The organism is Mesorhizobium sp. 1B3 (genome assembly GCF_050958605.1).
GTDB lineage: Bacteria > Pseudomonadota > Alphaproteobacteria > Rhizobiales > Rhizobiaceae.
In genome coordinates, this window is record NZ_JBJHDO010000010.1 from 178306 (window position 1) to 202763 (window position 24458).

The window sequence follows — 24458 nt, forward strand, 5'->3', positions numbered from 1 at the left end:
CTGCCGCCTTAGAGCACGCCGGCTTCGTTCTTGAGCTTGTCGACGAGCTCGGCCACCGTCTTGACCTTGACGCCGGCCTTGCGGCCGCCCGGCTCTTCGGTCCTCAGGACCTTGAGGCGCGGCGCCACGTCGGCACCGAAATCGGCCGGGCTCTTCTCGTCGAGCGGCTTCTTCTTGGCCTTCATGATGTTGGGCAGCGACGCGTAACGCGGCTGGTTCAGGCGCAGGTCGGTGGTGACGATCGCCGGCAGCTTGAGCGACACGGTCTGCAGGCCGCCATCGACCTCGCGCGTCACCTTGGCGGCCTCGCCGTCGAGCTCGACCTTGGAGGCGAAGGTGCCCTGCGCCCAGCCGAGAAGCGCGGCCAGCATCTGGCCGGTCTGATTGGCGTCGTCGTCGATCGCCTGCTTGCCGAGGATCACCAGGCCCGGCTGCTCGGCCTCGACCACGCCCTTCAGTACCTTGGCCACGCCGAGCGGCTCGACGACGTCGTCGACCTTCACGAGGATGGCGCGGTCGGCACCCATGGCGAGCGCGGTCCTCAGCGTCTCCTGAGCCTGCGCCGGGCCGATCGAGACCACCACGATCTCCTCGACCTTGCCGGCCTCCTTCAAGCGGATCGCCTCTTCCACCGCGATTTCGTCGAACGGGTTCATCGACATTTTCACATTGGCGAGTTCGACGCCGGAGCCGTCCGACTTCACCCGGATCTTGACGTTGTAGTCGACCACCCGCTTCACGGGGACGAGAACTTTCATGGGAATTGTCACCTCTCTGAATGAATCTGCTGCATCCCTATCAGGGAGCGATCGGAGCCGTTATACCACTGGCCCTAGATGTTGACACATCCAGGGCGCCTCACTCGCCGGCGCGGCCCATCCGGGCCGCTTGGCTTCGCGCCAACGGGCGCGGCGCGCAGTCGCGCGCTCCAACGGTCAATCTTATCGACCGTTGGTATTAGTCGAACGCCGACATGACGGAGCCGAAAAATGAAAACCATTCCGCGCGTCGCCTTGGCGGCAGGGCTCAGGAAGCAAGCCGGAAACGGTCTAGTCACCAGTAACGTAAGCGTCAATATCTGTGTTGCGGTGCAAATCGGTTGAATTCCGCTGGGGCAGGTTTCGTCTGGCCATCATTGGCGGCCCCAGCGAGGCGCGGGCCGGGATTCGATCGGCCGCACGGCGCTGTGCTCGTCGATCTCCACGGAGCGCGGCGTGACGATCTCGCGGTCGAGCAGCGGCACGTCGCGGCGACGCAACAAGAACACCAGCACGGCGCCGGCGATGATGCCGCCGACATGGGCGCTCCAGGAGATCTGGTCCTCGCCGGCCAGGAGCAGCATGCCGAACTGGAAGGCGATCCACAGCGCCAGGACGATATAGGCCGGCACGCGCAGCGGAATGCGGGCAAAGGCCAGGATCCAGATCTTCACGCGCGGATGGAGGATGAGATAGGCCGCGACGACGCCGGCGATGGCGCCCGAAGCCCCGATGAGCGGCATCTCCGAATCCGGCGCGAGCATGCCGTGCATCATCGCGCCCGCTGCGGCGCAGAGCAGATAGAAGACCAGGAAGCGCAGATGGCCGAGCGCGTCCTCCACATTGTCTCCGAACACCCACAGGAAAAGCATGTTGCCGCCGAGGTGGAAGAGGTCGCCATGCAGGAAGGAATAGGTGAGAAGCGTTGCGTAATCCGGAACATAAGAGAGTTCCGGCGGGCGCTCCGCGAAGTCATAGAGCGTGGAGGGGATGTAACCTAGCCCGATCGCCGCCCGGGTGGCGAAATTCTCGCCGCCGACGGCGGTCATGAAGTAGACGATGGCGTTGGCTGCGATCAGGCCGATCGTCACATATTGCAGCTTGATGTGTTTCAGGCTGTTGGAATCATAGAGCGGAATGAACATCTGGGACCAGATCCTTCCGCCGCGCCGGAAATCATGTCAGCGGTTCTTGCCGGGAACCCATAACACATCGGCGTTTCCATTGTCATTGACGGCGCGGGCGGCGACGAACAGAAAATCCGAGACCCGATTCATGTATTTGATGCCCTCGCGGTTGATATGCTCTGCAGGCTCCTGCGCGAGCGCCACCATCAGCCTTTCGGCTCGGCGCGCTATCGTCCGGGCAAGGTGCAGGGCGGCGGCGGCCGGCGACCCGCCGGGCAGCACGAAGGAGCGCAGCGGCTGGAGATCCGCATTGAGGCTGTCGATATCCGCCTCCACCCGGGCGACCTGCGAGCCGACGATCCGGAGCGGTTCGTAGCCGAGGGGCTTTCCCGTGTCGGGCGTGGCGAGATCGGCGCCGAGATCGAAGAGATCGTTCTGGATGCGCGCCAGCATGGCATCGATGGCGGGATGGGCCTCTCCAGTGTGGAGCCGCGCCAGACCGATTGCGGCATTCGCCTCGTCGACCGTGCCGTAGGCGTCGACGCGGACGTCCGATTTCAGGCGGCGCTCGCCCGTGCCGAGGCCGGTCGTGCCGTCGTCGCCGGTGCGCGTGTAGATCTTGTTGAGCTTGACCATGGATGACCTAGCCTCGTGTGAAATAGACGGCGAGCAGGATGAAGACGAGCGCGATGAACTGCAGGAAGACACGCGCCTGCATCAGCTTGTTGGAGGTGTTGGCCGAGCCGCCGCGCATCATGTTCACGAGGCCGCGGATGAGCACGACGACCACGGCGACCATGACGACGATGCCGATGATGTTGAAGACGGTTGCCATGACGGCTCCTGGTTTCTCGATGAAAGCATTTCCGTTTTCTTCTTCGAATCACGGAAATGCTCTATCTCCTTCTTTTTACGCAATTCCGCACGGAAAACCGGTTCCCACTTTTCCTGGAATTGCTCTAGCCCTGCCCCGCCAGCACCCGGTAGAACAGGCGGGCCGGCAGGATGCGCTTCAAGAGCACCCCGGCCTTGGCTGGCAAGGTCACCAGATAATGCGGTTTGGGCCTCGGCGATAGAAGGGCGTGGCGCAAAACCGCATGAACCGCGTCGGGCTTGAGCTTAAGCCGCGATTTCGAGCCGCCGCCGCGCAAGCGTCGCAACTGCGCCTGGTAGGCGGCGTGGTGCACGGAGTGCTTATGGTCGATGTTCTTCTCGAACCAGGCAAGGCCGTTGCTGGCGATCTTCGATTCGATCGGTCCGGGCTCGATCAGCGAGACATGCACCCCAGAACCTTCTAGTTCGGCCCGCAGACAAAGCATCAGTCCTTCCAGCGCATGCTTGGACGCCGCGTAGGCGCCGCGGAACTTCACGGGCGTGAGGCCGAGAATCGACGAGCAATGCACGAGCCGGCCGTGGCCTTGGCGGCGCATGACGGGCACAATCAGCCGGGTCAGTTCGTGCCAGCCGAAGAGATTGGCTTCGAACTGCTCGCGGAGGGCTGCCGTCGGCAGATCCTCCACGGCTCCGGCCTGGGCGTAGCCGCCATTGTTGAAGAGGGCGTCGAGCCGGCCGCCTGTGCGTGACAGCACCTCTTCGACAAGCGCTGCGATCGATTCCGGCTTGCGATAGTCGAGATAGAAAGCTTCGATCCCTTCAGCTTCGAGGCCCGCTATGTCCTCGGGCTTGCGGGCCGTGGCGAAGACGCGCCAGCCCTCGGCTTTGAGGGCGCGGGCGCAGAAGGCGCCGATGCCGGAGGATGCGCCGGTGACGATGATTGTGCGCAACTCTACCATCGGGCGCTGGCTACCCTTTCCTAATTCTGTCAATTGACGCAAACCCTTCCCATATTCGCGGCCTGTAAACAACGCGCGCTATGGTAACCGGAGTTGGAATGCGAAAGATCGTGGCCCTGCGTCGCGTGCTTTACGACGCCGTCGGGCACTTCATCGATGACGACGGCTGGGCGATGGCCTCCCATGTGGCGATCTCCTCGCTGATGGCGCTGTTCCCGTTCCTGATCTTCGCCACCACGCTCGCCAGCTTCATGGGCGCGGATGCGTTTGCCGAAACCGCCGTGCATCTCATCTTCGACACCTGGCCCGACCAGATCGCGGCTCCGATCGCCCGCGAGGTGGTCAATGTGCTCACCGTCCAGCGCACCGACCTTCTGACCTTCGGCATCGTACTCGCGGCCTATTTCGCATCCAACGGTATCGAGGCGCTGCGCACGGCGCTCAACCGCGCCTACCGCGTGACGGAGACCCGCTCCTTGATTTTCCGACGGCTGCAGAGCCTGGCCTTCGTGCTCATCGCCACTGTGGGATTCGCCGCGATCAGCGTGTTGCTCGTCTTCGCGCCGCTGCTGGCCCGTCTCGCCGAGGCGAAATTCGAATGGATCCAGCCTTACGTGGGCACTTCCACGCTTTGGCGGCTGGGCATCGCCGCGACGGTGATCGTGCTGGGCCTGGTCGTGGTGCATATGTGGCTGCCCTCTGGCAAGCGTTCCTTCGGGAGCATTGTTCCCGGCATCCTCTTCACGCTCGCCGGCTGGCTGGCCGGCTCGACTATCTTTGCCAACTACCTCGACCGCTTTTCGTCTTACGTGACGACCTATGCCGGCCTCGCCTCGATCATGATCGCGATCGTGTTCCTCTACATCGTGTCGGCGATCTTCATCCTCGGCGGCGAGCTCAACGCTGCGATCGGCCGCTACGTCGAGGCGCGCGCCCGGGTAGGGGGAGACGCAGGAGGCTGACGCGAAGTCAGGGCAAACCTGCCTGGCGTGAATGTCAGCGCCGCGTGGCGAGACCGACGCCGATCGTCGCTACCGCCATGCCGGCAATCTGGACAAGGCTCAGCTCCTCGCCGAACAGCAGCCATGCGATGACCGCCGTGACGGCCGGCACGAGATAAAAGAGCGAGGCGACCTTAGACATCTCGCCCTCCCGGATCATGATCATCAGAAGGAAGATCGCGCCGATCGACAGCACCAGGACCAGCCAGGCCATGGCGAAGATGAACTCGCCGTTCACCGTCATTGCCCGCGTCTCGAAGACGAAAGAACCGACGAGCATCAGCAGGGCGCCGCCGAGATATTGCCATAGTGTGCCGGAAACGAGATCGGCAGCACCGGCGAAGCGTTTCTGCCAGACGGTGCCCGCGCTCATGGCGATGACAGATATCAACGATGCCGCCAGCGTGGCCGGCGTGACCCCGCCGCTGAAATCGGCAAGCTTCGGCGACAGGACGATCACGATGCCGGCGAAGCCGACGGCGAGCCCAACCCAATGGCGCGGCAGGATCTTCTCCCCGAGGAAGACGCCGGCCATGACCGCGGTGATCAACGGCTGCAGCCCGACGATCAGCGCCGAGAGCCCTGCCGGCAGGCCGTGGCGAATCGCCCAGAAGACGCCGCCGAGATAGATGCCATGCATGAGCGCTCCGGCAATCATGGCGTTCGTCGCGTCACGCGGGCCGAGCGCGCGCCTGCGCATCATCGCCACGATGAGCGCAAGAAGCAGAAAGGCGAGCAGGAAACGAAGGGCGAGGAAGGTGAAGGGTTCGGCCCATGGCATGGCGTAACGCGCGCCGATGAAGCCGGTCGCCCAGAGCAGCACGAAAAGCGGGGGGATGGAGCGCGACGGAATGATCATGGCAGCGGAGGGTGGGTCGGACTGCAGTTCCGCTTAATGCGACGGAATTCCATAAGCAAAGCGAAACAATTGAATCATAGCCTCATCGCGATTGAACCATGCCGGGACGCGGTGCGCCGGTTGCCTCTCATTACGGCGTTGCGGCGGTTGCGAGGGAACGGGATGGATACTCGGATCACCTCGCTTCGCTCGGGTCCGAGTATGACGAGCTGCATTGATGTGCTTCGCCAGTCGCCAACGTTGGCGATTGACGTTCGCCCTAGAAACTTCGTCATACTCGGACCCGAGCGAAGCGAGGTGATCCGAGTATCCATTCCGTACTGTTTCCGATAGCCGCCCGACGGTGCAGAACAAGGCAGCCCTAACCACCATCAAGCAATGCCGATCATCCCGCGCACCTCGGCCGGCGTGGCGCCGGCTTCGCGCAGGACGCGAATACCGCTGTCGCGCAAGCTCTTGGAGAGCTTGCGTCCCTCGGGGCCCGGCACCAGCGCGTGGTGGAAGTAGATCGGCGCTGGCAAGCCGAACAATTCCTGGAGCAGCCGCTGGATACCGGTCGCTTGATAGAGGTCTCGCCCGCGCACGACATGGGTGACGCCCTGGAGCGCATCGTCGGCCACCACCGAGAGGTGATAGCTGGTGGGAATTTCCTTGCGGGCGACAATGACATCTCCCCAGGCTTCCACCTGTGCGTCGATCCTTTCGGTGCCGTCCAGCTTCTCGCTGGTCGCCTCACGCCAGAACAGCGGGTTGACGACGGAAGCAAGCGCCGCCTCGGTGTCGAGGCGCCAGGCGAAAGCCTCGCCGCGGTCGATGCGGCGCCGCCGCTCGCGCCGAGACATCTGCTTCTCCATGCCGGGATAGAGCGGTGCGCCGTCTGGATCGTGCGGCCAGCGCTCGCCGCGGGTCTCGGCGTCGGCGATATAGGCACGGATTTCGCTGCGACTCATGAAGGCGGGGTAAACGAGCTCTTCGGCGATCAGGCGTTCGAGCAGCTTCCCGTATTCGCCGAAATGCTCCGACTGGCGACGAACGGGCTCTTCCCATTCGAGCCCCAGCCAGGCGAGGTCGTGATAGATGCCTTCCTCGAATTCACGCCTGCAGCGCGTGATGTCGATGTCTTCAATGCGCAGCAGAAAGCGTCCGCCGTTCTCCCTCGCCAGCTTCGCGTTTAGAAGCGCCGAATAGGCGTGGCCGAGATGGAGCTCGCCATTCGGGCTCGGCGCGAAACGGAAAACGGGTACTGCCATCGGTCTCCTGCCGGAATCTGTCAGTTGCCGGGTTGAGCGGCGCGAAGCCCGATTGCTACTTTGCCGTTGAGGCCGGAACAAGGTGACGAAGGCGTGCGCAGAATCACGGTTTATGAAGACATCGCCGCGGGGCTCGACGCGCTATGCACCATCGATCCGCGGCTGGCGTCCGTGCGCGAGGCAGCCGGCGCGGTTCCGCTGCGCCTCTCCGAGCCGGGCTTTGCCAGCCTCGTGTCGATCATCGTCTCGCAACAGGTGTCGCGGGCGAGCGCCGACGCAATCCTCGGCCGCCTCACGACGCTCGTCGATCCAATGACGCCCGAGACGCTGCTCGAGGCGGGCGAACCGGCATGGCGCGCGGCAGGCCTCTCGCGCCCGAAACAGCGCGCGCTCGTCGCCCTGTCGCGGGCGATCATCGACGATGGCCTCGACCTCCACCATCTGTGCGAACTCGAGGCGGCGGACGCGATCGGCCGGATGACCGCGGTTTCGGGCGTCGGCCCCTGGACGGCGGAGGTTTACCTTCTCTTTGCCGCCGGCCATCCCGACATCTTCCCGGCCCGCGACGTGGCGCTGCAAAGCGCGGTCGGCCACGCGCTCGGCATCAACCCGCGACCGGACGAAAGAAAGCTCATAGCCATCGCCGAATCATGGAGCCCCTGGAGGGGGGTGGCGTCGCGACTTTTCTGGGCATATTATCGCAACATCAAAGGACGGGAGGTCATGCCGCCTTCGTAAATTCTGATCACATCTTTCGTTTCGCGAAGTCCCGGCTATCGGCACGGCGTTCCGGGCGCTTCACATTGCTGTCACCAACCGCTTACAATATCCACGCCGGTCGCTTCGAAGCTCAAGGAGGGAATCGGACGTGACGATTGCGGTCTCTCCCGACGGGCTTCCCGCGCTGGTCCTGAACGCGGACTACCGCCCGCTCAGCTATTACCCGCTGTCGCTCTGGTCATGGCAGGACGCGATCAAGGCCGTGTTCCTCGACCGCGTGAATATCGTGGCCGAATACGAACATGCGGTGTGCTCCCCCTCCTTCCAGATGAAGGTGCCGAGCGTCGTGAGCCTCAAGACCTATGTGAAGCCATCGCGCCACCCCGCCTTCACACGCTTCAACGTATTCCTGCGCGACCGTTTCCAATGCCAATATTGCGGCTCTTCGGACGATCTGACCTTCGACCACGTCATTCCCCGCCGCTGCGGCGGGGCGACGACCTGGGAGAACGTCGTCGCCGCCTGCTCGCCTTGTAATCTCAGGAAAGGCGGCATGCTGCCGGCGCAGGCCAAGATGTGGCCGGCGCAGAAGCCCTACCCGCCGACGGTGCACGACCTGCACAACAACGGCAAGCGCTTCCCGCCGAATTACCTGCATGAAAGCTGGATGGACTATCTCTACTGGGATGTCGAGCTGGAGCCGTGAGCGAATAGCGAGTAGCGAATAGGCGAGAGAAAGGCTTGCGCACGCACGCTCTGCTCCCCAGTTTCGCTATTTGCTGTTCCCAAACGCTCCGCGGAACGCAACAGCCGCAAGCACCACGCTCGCGATCACGTTCCAGCCGGCGAAGGAGAGACCGAGCACCCTGAGTGCCGCGGTATCGCAGGCTGGCGGCATGAAGCTGTCCAGCGCGTCCAGAACACCCTTGCCGCCCGTGTCCGCCGGGGCCGCCACGGCGCCGCAATCGGTCGGGCCGGCCCACCAGCCCCATTCGACGCCGGCATGCCGGACGCCCATGACGAGGCCCCAGGCCATCAGCAGCCCGCCGACCAGCAGCAGGCCCCGCGTGACCCAGGCAGGCCAATGAAGCGTGGAGGAGAGAATGGCGAGCGCCATGACAGGCACGCCGGCATAATAGGGGATGCGCTGCTCCAGGCAGAGCTTGCAGGGAATGTAACCACCGATGTGCTCGAAGCCGAGCGCGGCGCCGACGACAGCCGCCATTGCCACCGTGAGGAAGACCGCTGTCAGCGTCTGAAGGCGTCCGGATGGTGAAGCGATCGAAGCCATGGTGCTTTCCCGGAGAATCAAATGGCGTACCTGACGGCGACGTAAAGCAAAATCAGGGCAGCCGCGCCGCCGGCGGCGATCATGCCCAGCCGTTTCTCGATGAAATGCCGGATCGGTTCGCCATAGGTGCGCAGCAGCCAGGCGAGGAAGAAGAACCGCGCCCCGCGAGCCACGATGGCGGAGAGAATGAACACCCAGATGTTGACGTGCATGACGCCGGAGAGGATGGTCACCACCTTGATCGGCGGAAGATGGGCAACGCCCGATGTCACCAGCATCAGCAGGATGAAGCCGAAGCCGCCCGAAGTTCTCAGCGCTTCGAATTCGTCGAGCTTGCCGTAGAATTCGAGCACCGGCTTGGCGAGGCTTTCATAAGCGTAATAGCCAAGGAACCAGCCCGCGATGCCGCCGAGCACCGAGGCTACCGTGGCGACCAGCGCATAACGATAGGCGCGGTCGGGCCGCGCCAGCGCCATCGGGAGGTAAAGCACATCGGCGGGAACCAGGAAAACCGAGCTTTCGACGAAAGCGATAAAGGCCAGCCACCACTCGGCCGATTTGCGCGCCGCGAGCGACAGCGTCCAGTCGTAGAGTTTGCGAAGCATTGAGGCCCCCGGTTGCGAGCGTCTGTGTAGAAAGATTTTTGAGGCGGTACAATGGCCGTGATTGCGCAAGCCGTGATGAACGTCTGGGACGAACGTTAGAGTTAGCCCTGCAAACTCCTGGTGAACCCCATACACCTGTCGTGTCCACCGTCGACGGCGACATTCGTCCCCGGGCCGTTGGAAAAAATACAGGTACACCTGAGGATCGTGAAAAATTCATACGAAATCTGAAAGACGGGCATCCGGGACTATGCCTCTTTGCGGCCACGGTGCTGTCCGGTTTCGGACACATTCGGTGAGTTAGGGGCCCATCAGGCAACGCGGCGGAGAGCGGCCCCAGCCATCGAATGATCGATCGAGGGGGCCTTTTGCATGCGGAAGCCATTTTCGCTGCGCGATGTCGCGCGTCGTTTCATCGGGAAACGTGCTTTGGGCGCGCGTCGCCCGTCTGCCGCGTTCGGCTCAGAGCCAAGGGTCACCTCAGGAAAGAGGGCAGGGGCGCCGATATACCGGCATGGGCTCGCATCCATAGCATTGCTCGCTTCAACGCTGGCGATCGCTGAAGCCCGGGCCGCCGAAGCACCTGCACAGGCGTGGCCGTCAGCAATCTCGGGAGGGGGAAGCACCGACGGTGCCACGCGCACCTTCACCTGGGGCGTGAGCCCTTACGGCGACCCAGGCGTCACGGCGACCCAGACCATCACGTCGATTACTGCGGCGCAATCTGCCTGTGATTTCATGGCTGCAGCTCCAAGTCCGGGCTCAGGTGTGAGGTCCCAGCCGAATTACCTCACCTATTCCGAGCCGGATATTCCCACCAGCGCTTTTATGGCAGGCAACTGCGTCGCGCTCGGCAATGGTTTCGTTTCCAGCCTTGTCCTCAGCAAACCGCTGATCGCGCCGATTTTCCACTTCCACAATCTGGACTCGTCACGCTTTGCTATCACGGGCACGAGCACCACGGGTGCTTCTGTCGGCCTGCAAACGATCGTCAAGAACGATCTGTTGGATGTCAGCGGCAATACGCTCAACAACACCGTCCAGTTTCCAACCGTAGGCGGCTGTAACGACAACAACACGACCGATGGTATCGCCGGTGCCTGCGGCTCGTTCCGGGTGATCGCCGCGTCGGGTCTCATACAATCGTTAAGCCTGAACAATAATGCGCTGCCCCCGAACACCGGCAACGAGTCCTTCAACTGGGCTCTGTCCTTTCCGACGGCGCCGCTGGCCAAGCAGTTCAGCCCCACCACGATCCGAGTCGGGGAGACGAGCCAGCTCACCTTCTCGATCGCCAATCCGAACGAGTCCGCCTCGGTCACGCTCACCCCGCTCGACTTCACCGACAATTTGCCCGCCGGCTTGACGCTCGCTGCGGCCACGGCGACGAACAACGGAAGTTGCGGCAGTCCCTCCGTCACGAACGGTGCTGGCGGGGCGCTGGCGGTTGGCGCGACTTCGGTACGCGCAACGAATATCAGCGTCGCACCCGGCGCCACCTGCACGATCACCGTGAGCGTGACGGCGAGCAGCTCCGGCAATTACATCAACGACACCAGCAACATGTCGACGAGTGTGGGCAACCTCATTCCGGGCGGCAGCACGACCCTCACGGTGACCCTGGGCAGCCAGACCCCCTTCACCTGCTCGTCGAACATGTATCTGGCGCAGAACACGCCGACGCAGCTGTTCCGGTTCGACACGTCCTCGAATCCGTTCGTCGTCTCGCCGGTGGGTTCGGCTTCACCCGTCAACTACAACGCCGCCGCCTACAACCCGGTCGACAACTACATCTATGCGTTGGACACCAGCGCCAACCTGATCCGCATCGGCGCTGGCGGCGGAGTGCTGACCTTGGGGGCCGTCACGAACTTGCCGGGTACCTCGATCGCCGGTGAAATCGGTCCGGACGGCACATACTATGTGATCAACGGGGCACGGCTCTACCGGATCAATCTTACGACCAGGGTGGCGTCTTCCGTGGCGCTGTCGCGGAGCATCAACGTCCAGGACCTGGCGTGGCACGACGGGCGGCTCTACGCGGCGGAGTTCGCGGGAGCGCTGCTCGCCATCAATCCCACAAACGGGAATGTGACCGACATCGGCACTTCCACCGGTGTCTCCGGATCCTTCGGAGGGATGTTCGGCGCCACCAACGGTGTTTTTGGCAGCAACAACAGTGGCGGCTTCTACAAGTTCGACCTGACGACCGGCGTAGCGACGCTGATTTCCAATCTTCAGGGATCGAGCAGCAATGACGGCGCCAAATGCGTGACGACGCCGCTCGATTTCCCTGCCGACCTTTCCATTACCAAGGACGATGGCGTCTCAACCTACACGCCGGGCCTCGACGCAACATACACCATCGTCGTCACCAACAACGGCCCGTTCGGCGTGCAGGGTGCACACGTCAGCGATCCGCTGCCGACCGGCGTTACCACGGCAAGCTGGACCTGCGGCAGCGCCACCGGCGGTGCACAATGCAGCACGGCGAGCGGTACGGGGGCGATCGACACCACGGCCAACCTGCCGGCGGGCAGCTCCGTCACATACACGCTCAGCATGAGCGTCCCGGCCAGCCAGACCGGAAGCTTTACGAACACGGCAACCGTCACTCCGCCCGACGGAACGAGTGACTCGGACACCAGCAACAACACGGCGAGCGACACCGACACGATGGAGCTGCCGCCCGTCTCCGGGGCGTGCTCGCCGCGAGCCGTTCCGCTAGGCAGCACGTTTTCGCTTGCACCATTCGCCGTCTCCGGCTCTGTTCAGAAGACCGGCTCCTGGAACAGCGCTCCCGATCCGTGGACGACTACGGGCGGCAATTACTCGATCACCTGGAACTTTTCGCAACCGGTGCCGGCGCACTGGCTGCAAGTCGCTGTCATCGACGTGAATCCTGAGAGCCCGGCGGCGTCCCTGCGGATCACGCTGGGAGCCGGGAGCACGGCAACCGTGTCCGACTTCGCGGTGGTTCAGGGTGACCTGAGCTACAACCCCGCTACGGGAACACTGACGCGCGCCCCTACGGTATCCGGCAAGCAAGCTGCCGCTCTTCAGGCGAGAAACACGACCAACACGATCACCTCGATCACCATTACGGGCAACAACATTGTTGCCGGTGACAGCATCATGAACCGGATCTATGTCCGGCCACCGTGTCTGACGGTCTCGAAAGTGAGCGAGGAGGGGACAGGTAGCTTCCAGATCGACATGACCAATGTCGGGGCAGCGGATGGTTCCGCCGCAGCCAGTACCACGCTCACGACGACCACGGCGGGCACGGCAGTTTCTTCGCCAATGTACTTCGCGCGCGATACACGGACCGATCTCGTGTTGAGCGAAGTCGTACCGGCGGGCTGGAGCGCGCAGTCGGCAGTTTGCACCGATCAGAATGCCGGCAATACCGGCAATCCAGCGGTCATCGGCAGCTTTGCCTCGCCGACGCTTACAATTCCGGCTGCCAATGTTCGCCCGGAATCGGCAATCCAGTGCGTGTTCACGAACGAAATCGCGAATCCGGCTCTGACAATCGACAAGACCGGCACTTTCAACGACCTCGATGGTGACGGGCTGCTCGATGCCGGCGAGACGATCACCTACAGCTTCGAGGTGGAGAATACCGGCAATGTCACGCTGACCGACGTGACGGTCAACGACCCGCTGCTCACCGATGCCGGCATCTCCGTCTCGCCTGGGCCGCAGACGCTGACGCCCGGCGGAAGTGTGACCTTCACCGCCACCTATACGCCGACCCAGGCCGAGATCGATGCCGGCCGGGTGGAGAACACGGCGACCGGCACCGGCACGCCGCCGTCGGGCCCGCCGACGGAAAGCCCGCCTGACACGGTGGTCGTGCCGCCGGATCAGACGCCGGCGCTTTCGATCGAGAAGACCGGCACGCTGAACGACCTCGATGGCGATGGCCTGCTCGATCCTGGCGAGACCGTCACCTTCACCTTCAGGGTGACGAACACCGGCACCGTGACGATGACCAACGTCACCCCCAACGACCCGCTGCTCCAGGCCGCCGGCGTTTCGGTGACGCCGGGGCCGCAGACGCTGGCGCCGGGCGGCGCCGCCACCTTCACCGCGACCTACACGCCGACCCAGGCCGAGATCGATGCCGGCAAGGTGGAGAACACGGCGACCGGCACCGGCACGCCGCCCTCCGGCCCGCCCGTCGAAAGCCCGCCCGACACGGTCGTCGTGCCGCCGGATCAGACGCCGCGGCTCTTGATCGAGAAGACCGGCACGCTGAACGACAGCGACGGCGACGGGCTGATCGATCTCGGCGAGACCATCAGCTATTCGTTCCGGGTCCAGAACACCGGCACAGTGACGCTGACCAACGTCACCGTCAACGATCAGCTGCTCACCGCGGCCGGCCTGACGGTCACCCCAGGCCCGCAGACGCTGGCGCCCGGCGGGATCGCGACCTTCACGGCGACCTACACCCCGACCCAGGCCGACATCGACGCCGGCCGGGTGGAGAACACGGCGACCGGCACCGGCACACCGCCCTCCGGCCCGCCCATCGAGAGCCCGCCCGACACCGTCACCGTGCCGCCGGACCAGACACCGGGGTTGACCATCGAGAAGACCGGCACGCTCAACGATGCCGATGGCGACGGGCTCATCGACCTCGGCGAGACCATCAGCTATTCGTTCCTCGTCAAGAACACCGGCACGGTGACGCTGACCGGTGTCACAGTCGACGACCCGCTGCTCACCGCTGCCGGCCTGACCGTCACCCCCGGCCCCCAGACGCTGGCGCCGGGCGGAACCGCCACCTTCACGGCGACCTACACGCCGACCCAGGCCGACATCGACGCCGGCCGCGTCGAGAACACGGCGACCGGCACCGGCACGCCGCCCTCCGGCCCGCCGATCGAGAGCCCGCCGGACACGGTCGTGGTGCCGCCGGACCAAACATCGGGTCTGACGATCGAGAAGACCGGCACGCTCAATGATGGCGACGGTGACGGCCTCATCGATCTCGGCGAGACGATCAGCTACTCGTTCCGGGTTCAGAACACCGGCACGGTGACGCTGACCGGCGTGACGGTTAACGACCCGTTGCTGCAGAACGCCGGGGTTGCCCTGGACCAGGGCCCGCAGACGCTGGCACCGGGTGCGATCTTCACCTTCACGGCGACCTATACGCCAACGCAGGCCGACATCGATGCCGGTCGGGTCGAGAACACGGCGACCGGCACCGGCACGCCGCCCTCCGGCCCGCCGATCGAGAGCCCGCCGGACACGGTCATTGTGCCGCCGGACCAGACGCCGCGACTGACGATCGAAAAGACCGGCACGCTCAACGACAGCGACGGCGACGGTCTCATCGATCTCGGCGAGACCATCAGCTACTCGTTCCGTGTCCAGAACACCGGCACGGTGACGATGACCAATGTCACCGTCAACGACCCGCTGCTGAGCAATGCCGGCATCTCGGTCACCCCGGGACCGCAAACGCTTGCCCCTGGCGGTGTTGCGACCTTCACGGCGACTTATACGCCCACGCAGGCCGACATCGATGCCGGCAACGTGGAGAACACGGCGACCGGCACCGGCACGCCGCCCTCCGGCCCTCCGGTCGAGAGCCCGCCGGACACGGTCATCGTGCCGCCGGACCAGGCGCCGCGGCTCGCCATCGAGAAGACCGGCACGCTGAACGACATTGATGGCGACGGTCTCATCGATCTCGGCGAGACCATCAGCTACTCGTTCCGGGTTCAGAACACCGGCACGGTGACGATGACCGGCGTGACGGTTAACGACCCGTTGCTGCAGAATGCGGGGATCTCGGTCACGCCTGGGCCACAGACCTTGGCCCCGGGCGGTGTTGCGACCTTCACGGCGACCTATACGCCTGATCAGGCCGACATCGATGCCGGCAAGGTGGAGAACACGGCGACCGGCATCGGCACGCCGCCCTCCGGCCCGCCGGTCGAGAGCCCGCCGGACACCGTCGTCGTGCCGCCGGACCAGACGCCGGGGCTGACCATCGAGAAGACCGGCACGCTCAACGACAGTGATGGCGACGGTCTCATCGATCTCGGCGAGACGATCAGCTACTCCTTCGTCGCCCGCAATACCGGCAACGTCACGCTGACCAATGTGACGGTGAACGATCCGCTGCTTCAGAATGCGGGGATCGCGGTCACGCCGGGGCCGCAGACGCTGGCGCCGCGCGGCAGCATCACCTTCACGGCGATCTACACCCCTGATCAGGCCGACATCGATGCCGGCCGGGTCGAGAACACGGCGACTGGCACCGGCACGCCGCCCTCCGGCCCGCCGACGGAAAGCCCGCCGGACACCGTCGTGGTGCCGCCGGACCAGACGCCGGCCCTGACCATCGAGAAAACCGGCAGGCTCAACGATGCCGACGGCGACGGTCTCATCGATCTCGGCGAGACCATCACCTACTCGTTCCTGGTACGAAACACCGGCACGGTGACGCTGACCAATGTCACCGTCGACGATCCGCTGCTTGCCGATGCCGGCATTACGGTCAGCCCGGGTCCGCAGACGCTGGCGCCGCGCGGCAGCGTCACCTTCACGGCGACCTATACGCCTGATCAGGCGGATATCGACGCCGGTCGGGTCGAGAACACCGCGACCGGCACCGGCACGCCGCCCTCCGGCCCGCCGACGGAAAGCCCGCCGGACACCGTCGTCGTGCCGCCGGACCAAGCCTCCAGCATGACCATCGAGAAGACCGGCACGCTCAACGATGCCGACGGTGATGGTCTCATCGATCTCGGTGAGACGATCAGCTATTCCTTCCGCGTCCAGAACACCGGCGCGGTGACGCTGACCGATGTCACGGTCAATGACCCACTGCTTGCCAATGCCGGCATTACGGTCACCCCGGGACCGCAGACGCTGGCGCCCGGCGGTGTCGCGACCTTCACGGCGACCTATACGCCTGATCAGGCCGACATCGATGCCGGGCGGGTGGAGAACACCGCGACCGGCACCGGCACGCCGCCTTCCGGTCCGCCGACGGAAAGCCCGCCGGACACGGTTGTCGTGCCGCCGGATCAGGCGACTGGCCTGACGATCGAGAAGACCGGCACGCTCAATGATGGCGATGGCGACGGCCTGCTCGATGCCGGCGAGACCATCAGCTATTCGTTCCTGGTGCGGAACACCGGTGCCGTGACGATGACCAATGTCACCGTCAACGACCCGTTGCTTGCCAATGCCGGCATCAGCGTGACGCCGGGACCGCAGACGCTGGCGCCGGGCGGAACGGCGACCTTCACGGCGACCTACACGCCCACGCAGGCCGAGATCGACGCCGGCAGGGTCGAGAACACGGCGACCGGCACCGGCACGCCGCCCTCCGGCCCGCCGACCGAGAGCCCGCCGGATACGGTCGTCGTGCCGCCGGACCAGGCGACGGGCATGACGATCGAAAAGACCGCCACGCTCAACGACCGGGATGGCGACGACCTGCTCGATTTCGGGGAAACGATCACCTATTCGTTCCTGGTCGAGAACACCGGCGCCGTCACGCTGAGCGGCGTGACGGTCGACGACCCGATGCTGGCCAGGGCCGGGGTCGCGCTGGACCAGGCGCCGCAGACGCTGGCGCCGGGGGCCACCTTCACCTTCACGGCCACCTATACGCCGACCCAGGCCGACATCGATGCCGGCCGGGTGGAGAACACGGCGACCGCCACCGGCACCAATCCCGGCGGCGATCCGATCGGCAGTCCGCCCGACACGGTGGTCACACTGCCGCAGCCGGCCAGCCTTGTGCTCCAGAAGACCGGCCGGTTCGGCGACGTCGATGGAAACGGCCATGCCAGCCTCGGCGACACGCTGACCTACACCTTCACCGTCACCAATGACGGCGGCCAGACGGTCACCAATGTCTGGCCGGTCGATGCCGGACCGACCTTCAACGGTCAGCCGGCAGGGGGTGCCCTGTCGCGCTTCAGCCCGGAACCGGTCACCCTGGCCCCCGGCCAGAGCCAGGCGTTCACCGCGACCTACACGCTGACGGAACGCGACATCGAGAACGCCGCCGGGGTTTCGGATGGTGTCGCCAACAAGGCGACGGCAACCGGCCGGTCGGGTAGCGGCGGCGAGATCACCTCGCATGAAGCGACATCCGTCGTGACCATGCCGGCAGCCGTGCCGAGCGACATCACGGTGACGAAGGTTGCCAATCTGCGGTTCATCCGCCGTGGCGAGCAGGCGCCGTTCACCATCCGGGTGACCAACAACTCGGCCGCTCGTGCTGCGGGCCTCACGATCGTCGACACGATGCCGTCGGGCTTCCGCTTCGTGGAAGGCACGGCAACGATCGGCGGCGTCAAGGTGACACCGGAGATCTCGGGCCGGCAAATACGCTTCCCCGACGTTTCCGTCGACGGCAAGTCCGAGGTCGAGATCCGGCTCCGGCTGCTCGCGCTGAGCACGGCCGGACCGGGCGAGCATGTCAATCTCGCCCATGCCGAGGATCCCGCAGGCAACCGGATCTCCGACCAGGCTCGCGCCATCGTCGAGATCATCGTGGAGCCTGTCTTCGACTGCGGCGACATCATCGGCAAGGTGTTCGATGACATCAACCGCAACGGCTACCAGGACGAGGGGGAACCTGGGCTTCCCGGAGTGAGGGTCGCCACCGTCAAGGGCTGGCTGATCACCACGGACGAGCACGGCCGCTTCCATGTGGCCTGCGCCGACCTGCCGGAAGCACGCATCGGTTCGAACTTCATCATGAAGCTCGACGAGCGGACGCTGCCGACGGGCTATCGCCTGACCACCGAGAACCCGCGCGTGGTGCGGCTGACGGCCGGCAAGATGACCGAACTGAACTTCGGCGCCTCGATCGGCCGTGTCGTCCGGCTCGACCTTGCCGACCAGGCCTTCCTGCCCGGCGATGTCGAGCTCCAGGAGCGCTGGGCCGAAGGCATCGATCAGCTCATCGCCGTGTTGGCTCAGGAACAGTCCATCCTGAGGCTCACCTATCTCGACCCGGGCAGCGATGCGGAGCTGGCCGAGGCGCGCGTCAAGCACATCAAGGAGCTGATCGCGGAGAGATGGCGACAACGCAAGCGGTCCTACCCCCTGGAGATCGAGACGCGTGTGGAGGCGGGGCAATGAACATCGTCGTTGCGGGGAAGGCCACTGGCCGAACTGCGTCCGAACTGCGCCTGCTGTTCCTCACGGGGACGGCGCTTGCGGCGCTGCTGACCATCGCGCCGCCAGGCTCGGCCGAAGAGGCGGGCGCCGGCGGCAAGATCGTCGCCGACAGCGCGGTGCGCGCGCTGTCGGTCGGCGCCAACACCGAGAAGGAGACAGCGGCCGACAAGCCGGCCATCCCGTTCATGATCAGCGTCGACGGCGAGACCGTCGACAAGAGCGGGGAGCCGAAGCCCGCTTCGGCGGCCGCCGCCAAGGCCGAGCGGCTCGCGCCGGGCGAGGCCAGGCCGGCGGCGCGGCCGGTCGACCGGCAGCGCCAGACGGATCTCGACCTGTCGGCCGTCGACATCCAGGTCAAGTATGACGGCCTGGAGGCCGGCACGCTGCTCAATGTCTCGACCGTTCCGATGAAGCGCACCTACAAGGCCGGCGAGGAGGTCCGCTTTCTCGCCACGTCCAACTATCCGGCCTTCATCGAACGGGCCGAGATCCGCATCTACGACCGCAAGGGCAGGGACAAGGAGAAGGCGATCGCGACCGTGCCTGTCGCTCTCAACGGCGAGGCAGGCTGGGTCATGCCCGACACCGAGGAAGCCGACTTCGCCTACGTGTTGCGCGTCTATGACGGCAAGGGCCGCTACGACGAGACGGTTCCATTGGCACTGTCCCGCACGGACCGCGACCTGAAGCCCGATCCGCAACAGGAGAAGGCCGTGGCGCCCGGCATGGGCGAGGATCGTACGGCGATCAAGAACATCCCGGTCAGCGGCGGGGCGGTCACCGTCCACGGTCGCCATGTCCCGCCGGGCTATGCCGTCCAGGTGTTCGGGGAAGAGATCCCCATCGATCCCAAGCAGGCCTTCGTCGTGCAGCGCATACTGCCGCCGGGCGATCATGCCGTCGATGTCAAGGTCAAGGGCGCCTCGAAGACCGGCGGGCTCTCCTTCAGCCGCGACGTCAACATTCCCGACAATGACTGGTTCTATGTGGCGCTCGCCGACCTCACCATCGGCAAGCGCACAGGCGATGCCCGCATCGAGGAGGTGCGCCCCGGCGAATATGACGACGTCTATTCGAAAGGCCGATTGGCCTTCTATCTGAAGGGCAAGATCAAGGGCAAATACCTGCTGACGGCGGCGGCCGACACCGCCGAGGACGACCTCGACCAGCTGTTCCGCAATCTCGACGGCCAGGATCCGCGCCGGATCCTGCGCCGCCTCGATCCGGACGACTACTATCCCATCTATGGCGACGATTCGACCTTCCTCGAGGATGCGCCGACCAAGGGCAAGTTCTATGTGCGCCTGGAGCGCGGCGACAGCCAGGTGATGTGGGGCAATTACAAGACCCAGATCACCGGCACCGAGTTCCTGCCTTCCGATCGCGCCCTGTACGGCGCATCCGGCGTCTACCGCTCGGAGGAGACGACGTCGTTCGGCGAGCGGCGCACCGAGGTGACCGCCTATGCGGCGCAGCCCGACACGCTGCCGCAGCGCGAGGAGTTCCTCGGCACCGGCGGTTCGGCCTATTTCCTGAAGCGCCAGGATATCGTGGAAGGCTCCGAGACGGTCCGCGTCGAAACGCGCGACCCGGTGACGGGCCGGGTCGTCGAGCGGCGTGTCCTCGTCTATGGCGAGGATTATTCGTTCGATTACATGCAGGGCGTCATCATCCTGCGCCGCCCGCTGTCCTCCATGACCGGAACCAGCGATCCCGTGCGCAGCGGCGCGCTCGGCGGCGGCAGGCTCTATCTTACCGTGCAGTACGAGTTCGAGCCTGTTGCCGGCGATGTCGACGGCTATGTCTATGGCGGCCGGGCTCAGCACTGGATCAACGACAAGGTCCGTGCCGGCGTCACCGGCATGGACGATTCCACCGAGCTGGCCGACCAGAAGGCCTATGGCGCCGACGTCACCGTCAGGCATTCGGAGAACACCTTCCTCAAGGCCGAGGTCGCCCATTCCAAGGGGCGCGGCTTCGATCTCACGCAATCCTCCGACGGCGGCCTCACCTGGGGCAGCAACGAACCGCGCTATTACGGCGATCCGAATGATGACGAGGGCTCGGCCTATCGCGTCGAGGGCCAGGTCGATCTCCAGGATCTCGATGCCCGCCTCAAGGGCCGGATCGGCGGCTATTACGAACAGAAGGAGGCCGGCTTCTCGACGCCGTTCGACTTCGTCACCATCGATCAGCGCATCTTTGGCGCCCATGCTGATGTCGACCTTACCGACAAGACCGGCCTGAAGCTCACCTATGACGACTTCACCGACGATGCCGGCCAGATCCGCCGCGACGGGTCGGGCAGTGTCAGCCATCAGTTCGACGAGCACTGGAAGGTCTCCTTCGGCGTCACCTACACCGAGCTGATGTCGCCGCTGGCCATCAGCTCGGGGAAGTCGGGCTATGACGGCTCGCGGCTCGATGCCGGCCTGCGCGTCGACTACCGGATCGACGACGATCGGCTGGTCTACGGCTTTGCCCAGGGCACGCTGGAACGCTCCGGCGACATCGACCGCAACGACCGGGCCGGCGTCGGCGCCAAGGTCCAGCTCACCGACAAGATCGGCGTGGAAGGCGAGGTGTCCTACGGCACGAACGGCATCGGCGCGCTCGCCGGCGTCACCTATGATCCGAACGCCGACAGCCATTATTATCTCGGCTACAAGATCGATCCCGACCGCGCCTTCGACCTCTACGACACGCGCGACCTGTTCGGCACCGACAAGGGCACCATCGTGCTGGGCGCGCGCCGCAAGATGGGCGAGTTGCTCTCCGCCTACAGCGAGAGCAATTACGACATGTTCGGCGCGCGCAATTCGCTGACCCAGACCTATGGCGTCGTCTATACGCCCGACGCCATGTGGACCGTCGACGGCGGCCTCGAGGTCGGCCGCGTGCGCGACGACACGGTCAATCCCGGAACCAACACCCAGTATTCGGACTTCGACCGCTACGCGCCTTCCTTCGCACTGGGCTACAAGGACGAGGAACGAGGCATCAACGCCCGGGTTCGCGGCGAGGTGAGAATCGAGCGTTCCGACAATGGTACACGCGACCAGAACACCTACCTCTTCACCGCTGGACTCGGCTGGAAGACCAATCCGGACTGGCGGCTTCTCACCCATATCGACGCGGTGCTTTCCGACAGCGAAAGCACCGAGACCTTCTTTGCCAATACCGATTATGTCGAGGCATCGGTCGGCTATGCCTACCGGCCGGTCGACAATGAACGTCTCAATGCGCTCTTCAAATACACCTGGCTTTACGATCTGCCGGGCAACGATCAGCTGATCAGCGGCGCCACGGGCGACCAGTTCGCCCCGGCCCAGCGCAGCCATATCGTCTCGGCCGACTTCATCTACGACCTCTTTCCCTGGCTGTCGGTGGGCGGCAAATACGGCTTCCGCTATGGCGAGGTGCGGTATCGGACCAACAACGGGTCAGGCTCGAACTTCGAAGAGGAATGGCAGCAATCCTCGGCCCATCTCGGCATCATCCGCACCGATCTCCACCTCATCAAGAGCTGGGATCTCCTGCTGGAAGGCCGTGTCATGCATATGCCGGAGGCCGAAACCACCGACTATGGCGCGCTCGCCGCTGTCTATCGGCATCTCGGCAACAACTTCAAGGTCGGGGTGGGATACAATTTCGGGAGGTTTTCCGACGACTTGCGTGATCTCACGCTTGACGACGAGGGAGTGTTCCTGAACGCAGTCGGCAAATTCTGATGGAATATGGCCCTCCGCCTGAAGCGGGAGGGCCACGTCAATCGAATCGTACCACCGGGGGGCGGTACAGCGATGCAAGAAACAACATGGACATGCGATGGCTGTGGCCGTCGGCATGAATTGCGCAAGATCGACTCTCTCCGCTGGGTAACCAGTGCTATCGATCTCAAGGGTGAACCGTTGAAGAAAGAACGTCAGCTCGAGTTGTGTCCATCATGTCGAATTCGCCTGCTCAAATTGCAACGCCCAGAGATCTTCGGCATGGACTGAACTCTTCTATTGCCAATTAGCAACACTGCACGGGAAAGCGCGCCCGTAACCCGCGATGCGAGCAAATATGCGCTTCTCTTGTAACTTTTCGTGTTAGCGCTTTGGAGCTGCGCAAGCAGCTGGTCAGGGCTTGGAGCACTCACTTGAAATGCAAAGAACGCTTGCGGACGCTCGTCTGCTAGAGCACGTACCCGAGGATGTCGGACCGCGAAAGTTGGCGTTCCGTGGTGGCGCGGCCCAGTGGCGCCAGTCTCGGGGCTCACTCGAATTCACTTCGAGCGGGCACTGTATCGCTGTCACGTTGACAGCTTCGCCAAAATTAAGCGTGGCGTTCGAAGACGAGCCATATCGCACATTCAACGCAACGGCGGGAATGCTTGCCATCAGCCCTGCCGGAGTGGAGCGCAAGTTGAGTTGGTCAGCGCCTACGGACAGCGCCGTAGTTGGCCTATCCCGTGAAAGCATGGCCGAGCTTGCAGGGCATGAACTCGATCGCCCTGACGTCGATCTGAGGCCGATGCATTTTACTCCGGACAACACCGCCTTTGAGTTGGCCAGGCTGATAAAATCGGAACTAGGCCACCCGGACTACAAGAACGAGCTTTATCTCGATTCCCTCATCACAATGCTGGGGATTCATGTGCTTCGCAATTACTCGGGCGTGCCCAAGTTCAGCGGGCCTGTCAGAGGAGGTCTTTCAGCCATTGTCGCCAATAGAATTCGGGAGTATTTGCACGAGCATTTCAGGCGGAAGTTGTCGATTGCGGAGCTTGCGGGCATTTGCGGGCTATCGCCGGGATATTTTACGCAAGCATTTACCAAGACGTTCGGCTCCCCTCCGCATCGCTATGTGCTCGAGCGCCGGCTGGAATTTGCAGAAAAGCTGTTAGCCGAGACCGGGATGCCCGTGGCGGAGGTGGCATATCTGAGCGGCTTCTCCAGCCAAAGCCATCTCACCAACATGTTGAGGGCCCATAAGGGGAAAACACCCAGCCAGTACAGGTAGGCACCTCTGTTCTTGCGAGTTTTTCCAGCGTTACAGATATCCCAACGAACCTCTCCCTTCAGCTACGTTCTCCGAGACCCGCGAACACGCCCAAAGGCGTAGCTCGCTCTTCGGCGATTTTCATGCGAATATAGCTTTCGGGGGGAACATAGGAGCGAGCAGGTATGGCAAAGCCAACCTGGGTTTGTTCGGGGTGCGACGGAGTATTCGCTACCAGAAAGATCGACGAATGGAGAACCTTGCGCGTCGAGATATTGTCGCCAGGGGGAACTGTAAGGCTGAGCGAAAGTTTCGATCTCTGTCCGGACTGCCAAGTTCGCATCGTCAAACTTGCTGACCCGCGGAATTGGCCGAGGTCTAGGGTAGACCTGTCGGCCGAGCTTCGGCAGGTGTTGTCGCCTGATTCGTAGTTGTCTTGCGCCGATCGCGACTCGGTGGCCGTTCCCGCCAAGACGGAGCGACCGAGCAGGCCGAATGTCCGCGCCACGGGATGCCACCCGGCCGAAAATGAGCGAGGGGCGGCTTCAACCGGGTGCTTAATTGGCACGCAATCAAGAAAGCGCCGCCCGGATGTCCCTATCCCCGGCTCATCGTTGTATCCGCTGTTGACGGCGGAGGGTGTCTGCGTATAGTCCGCAGCCGTTCGGCCCGCAGAGGGCAGGGCCCCTGTGGCGGAATTGGTAGACGCGGCAGACTCAAAATCTGTTGCCTTCACGGGCGTGCTGGTTCGATCCCGGCCAGGGGCACCAATCCCAAATCGAACTCGGTGATCAGGAACGTCGTGTTCCCGGTGCCTTTGCTGGCGAGCTTCCTGCGCTTAATTGTCGTTGGCTTGTCAGGAAGCGGCTTGGTGTGGCATGAACAACGCTGGGTTGA

General features: G+C 64.1%; 15 protein-coding genes and 1 tRNA gene. 7 read left to right on the forward strand and 9 right to left on the reverse strand.

Translation table 11 applies throughout. The features are described from left to right. Positions 1-8: 8 nt before the first annotated feature. The 5 genes from ACCO56_RS24425 to ACCO56_RS24445 all read right to left on the reverse strand — a co-directional run bounded on the left by ACCO56_RS24425 (position 9) and on the right by ACCO56_RS24445 (position 3678). Positions 9-758, reverse strand: coding sequence for an electron transfer flavoprotein subunit beta/FixA family protein (locus tag ACCO56_RS24425; RefSeq protein WP_433643486.1), 750 nt, complete (start codon positions 756-758; stop codon positions 9-11). Positions 759-1132: 374 nt separating this feature from the next. After that, positions 1133-1903, reverse strand: a complete 771-nt coding sequence (locus tag ACCO56_RS24430; protein WP_433643487.1) for a rhomboid family intramembrane serine protease — start codon at positions 1901-1903, stop codon at positions 1133-1135. Positions 1904-1939: 36 nt separating this feature from the next. Then, on the reverse strand, positions 1940-2521 hold the full coding sequence (locus ACCO56_RS24435) for a cob(I)yrinic acid a,c-diamide adenosyltransferase (RefSeq protein WP_433643488.1): 582 nt from the start codon (positions 2519-2521) through the stop codon (positions 1940-1942). Between the two features lie 7 nt (positions 2522-2528). After that, entirely contained in the window at positions 2529-2720 is a 192-nt protein-coding gene (locus tag ACCO56_RS24440) for a twin transmembrane helix small protein (RefSeq protein WP_433643489.1), read from the reverse strand. A 124-nt stretch (positions 2721-2844) separates the two neighbouring features. Then, a complete protein-coding gene (locus ACCO56_RS24445) occupies positions 2845-3678 on the reverse strand; it encodes an SDR family oxidoreductase (RefSeq protein WP_433643580.1) in 834 nt (277 codons plus the stop codon). Between the two features lie 98 nt (positions 3679-3776). Between ACCO56_RS24445 and ACCO56_RS24450 the strand changes: the two genes are divergently transcribed. After that, the gene (locus ACCO56_RS24450; RefSeq protein WP_433643490.1) at positions 3777-4640 is read left to right on the forward strand and encodes a YihY/virulence factor BrkB family protein; all 864 of its coding nucleotides are present in this window, start codon (positions 3777-3779) and stop codon (positions 4638-4640) included. A gap of 34 nt (positions 4641-4674) precedes the next feature. On the opposite strand, the gene ACCO56_RS24455 is transcribed toward ACCO56_RS24450, so the two are convergent. Next, a complete protein-coding gene (locus ACCO56_RS24455; RefSeq protein WP_433643491.1) occupies positions 4675-5538 on the reverse strand; it encodes a DMT family transporter in 864 nt (287 codons plus the stop codon). Positions 5539-5909: 371 nt separating this feature from the next. Further along, positions 5910-6788, reverse strand: a complete 879-nt coding sequence (gluQRS, locus tag ACCO56_RS24460; protein WP_433643492.1) for a tRNA glutamyl-Q(34) synthetase GluQRS — start codon at positions 6786-6788, stop codon at positions 5910-5912. 93 nt (positions 6789-6881) lie between these two features. Between gluQRS and ACCO56_RS24465 the strand changes: the two genes are divergently transcribed. Together ACCO56_RS24465 and ACCO56_RS24470 are read left to right on the forward strand one after the other, a co-directional pair. Next, positions 6882-7526, forward strand: a complete 645-nt coding sequence (locus tag ACCO56_RS24465; protein ID WP_433643493.1) for a DNA-3-methyladenine glycosylase family protein — start codon at positions 6882-6884, stop codon at positions 7524-7526. A 130-nt stretch (positions 7527-7656) separates the two neighbouring features. After that, on the forward strand, positions 7657-8214 hold the full coding sequence (locus ACCO56_RS24470) for an HNH endonuclease (protein WP_433643494.1): 558 nt from the start codon (positions 7657-7659) through the stop codon (positions 8212-8214). Between the two features lie 66 nt (positions 8215-8280). Here the strand turns inward: ACCO56_RS24470 and ACCO56_RS24475 are convergent, their stop codons facing one another. Then, the gene (locus ACCO56_RS24475) at positions 8281-8799 is read right to left on the reverse strand and encodes a disulfide bond formation protein B (protein WP_433643495.1); all 519 of its coding nucleotides are present in this window, start codon (positions 8797-8799) and stop codon (positions 8281-8283) included. A 17-nt stretch (positions 8800-8816) separates the two neighbouring features. Beyond that, positions 8817-9404, reverse strand: a complete 588-nt coding sequence (locus tag ACCO56_RS24480; protein ID WP_433643496.1) for a YqaA family protein — start codon at positions 9402-9404, stop codon at positions 8817-8819. Positions 9405-9938: 534 nt separating this feature from the next. Here ACCO56_RS24480 and ACCO56_RS24485 point away from each other — a divergent pair. The 4 genes from ACCO56_RS24485 to ACCO56_RS24500 all read left to right on the forward strand — a co-directional run bounded on the left by ACCO56_RS24485 (position 9939) and on the right by ACCO56_RS24500 (position 24331). Continuing rightward, positions 9939-18536: a DUF7507 domain-containing protein gene (locus tag ACCO56_RS24485; protein ID WP_433643497.1), complete on the forward strand. Its 8598-nt coding sequence runs from the start codon at positions 9939-9941 to the stop codon at positions 18534-18536. After that, entirely contained in the window at positions 18533-22306 is a 3774-nt protein-coding gene (locus tag ACCO56_RS24490) for a TonB-dependent receptor (RefSeq protein ID WP_433643498.1), read from the forward strand. The genes ACCO56_RS24485 and ACCO56_RS24490 overlap by 4 nt, the downstream gene beginning before the upstream one ends. A gap of 595 nt (positions 22307-22901) precedes the next feature. Continuing rightward, on the forward strand, positions 22902-23582 hold the full coding sequence (locus ACCO56_RS24495; protein WP_433643499.1) for a helix-turn-helix domain-containing protein: 681 nt from the start codon (positions 22902-22904) through the stop codon (positions 23580-23582). Positions 23583-24244: 662 nt separating this feature from the next. Continuing rightward, a tRNA-Leu gene (locus tag ACCO56_RS24500) sits at positions 24245-24331 on the forward strand. Positions 24332-24458 lie beyond the last annotated feature (127 nt).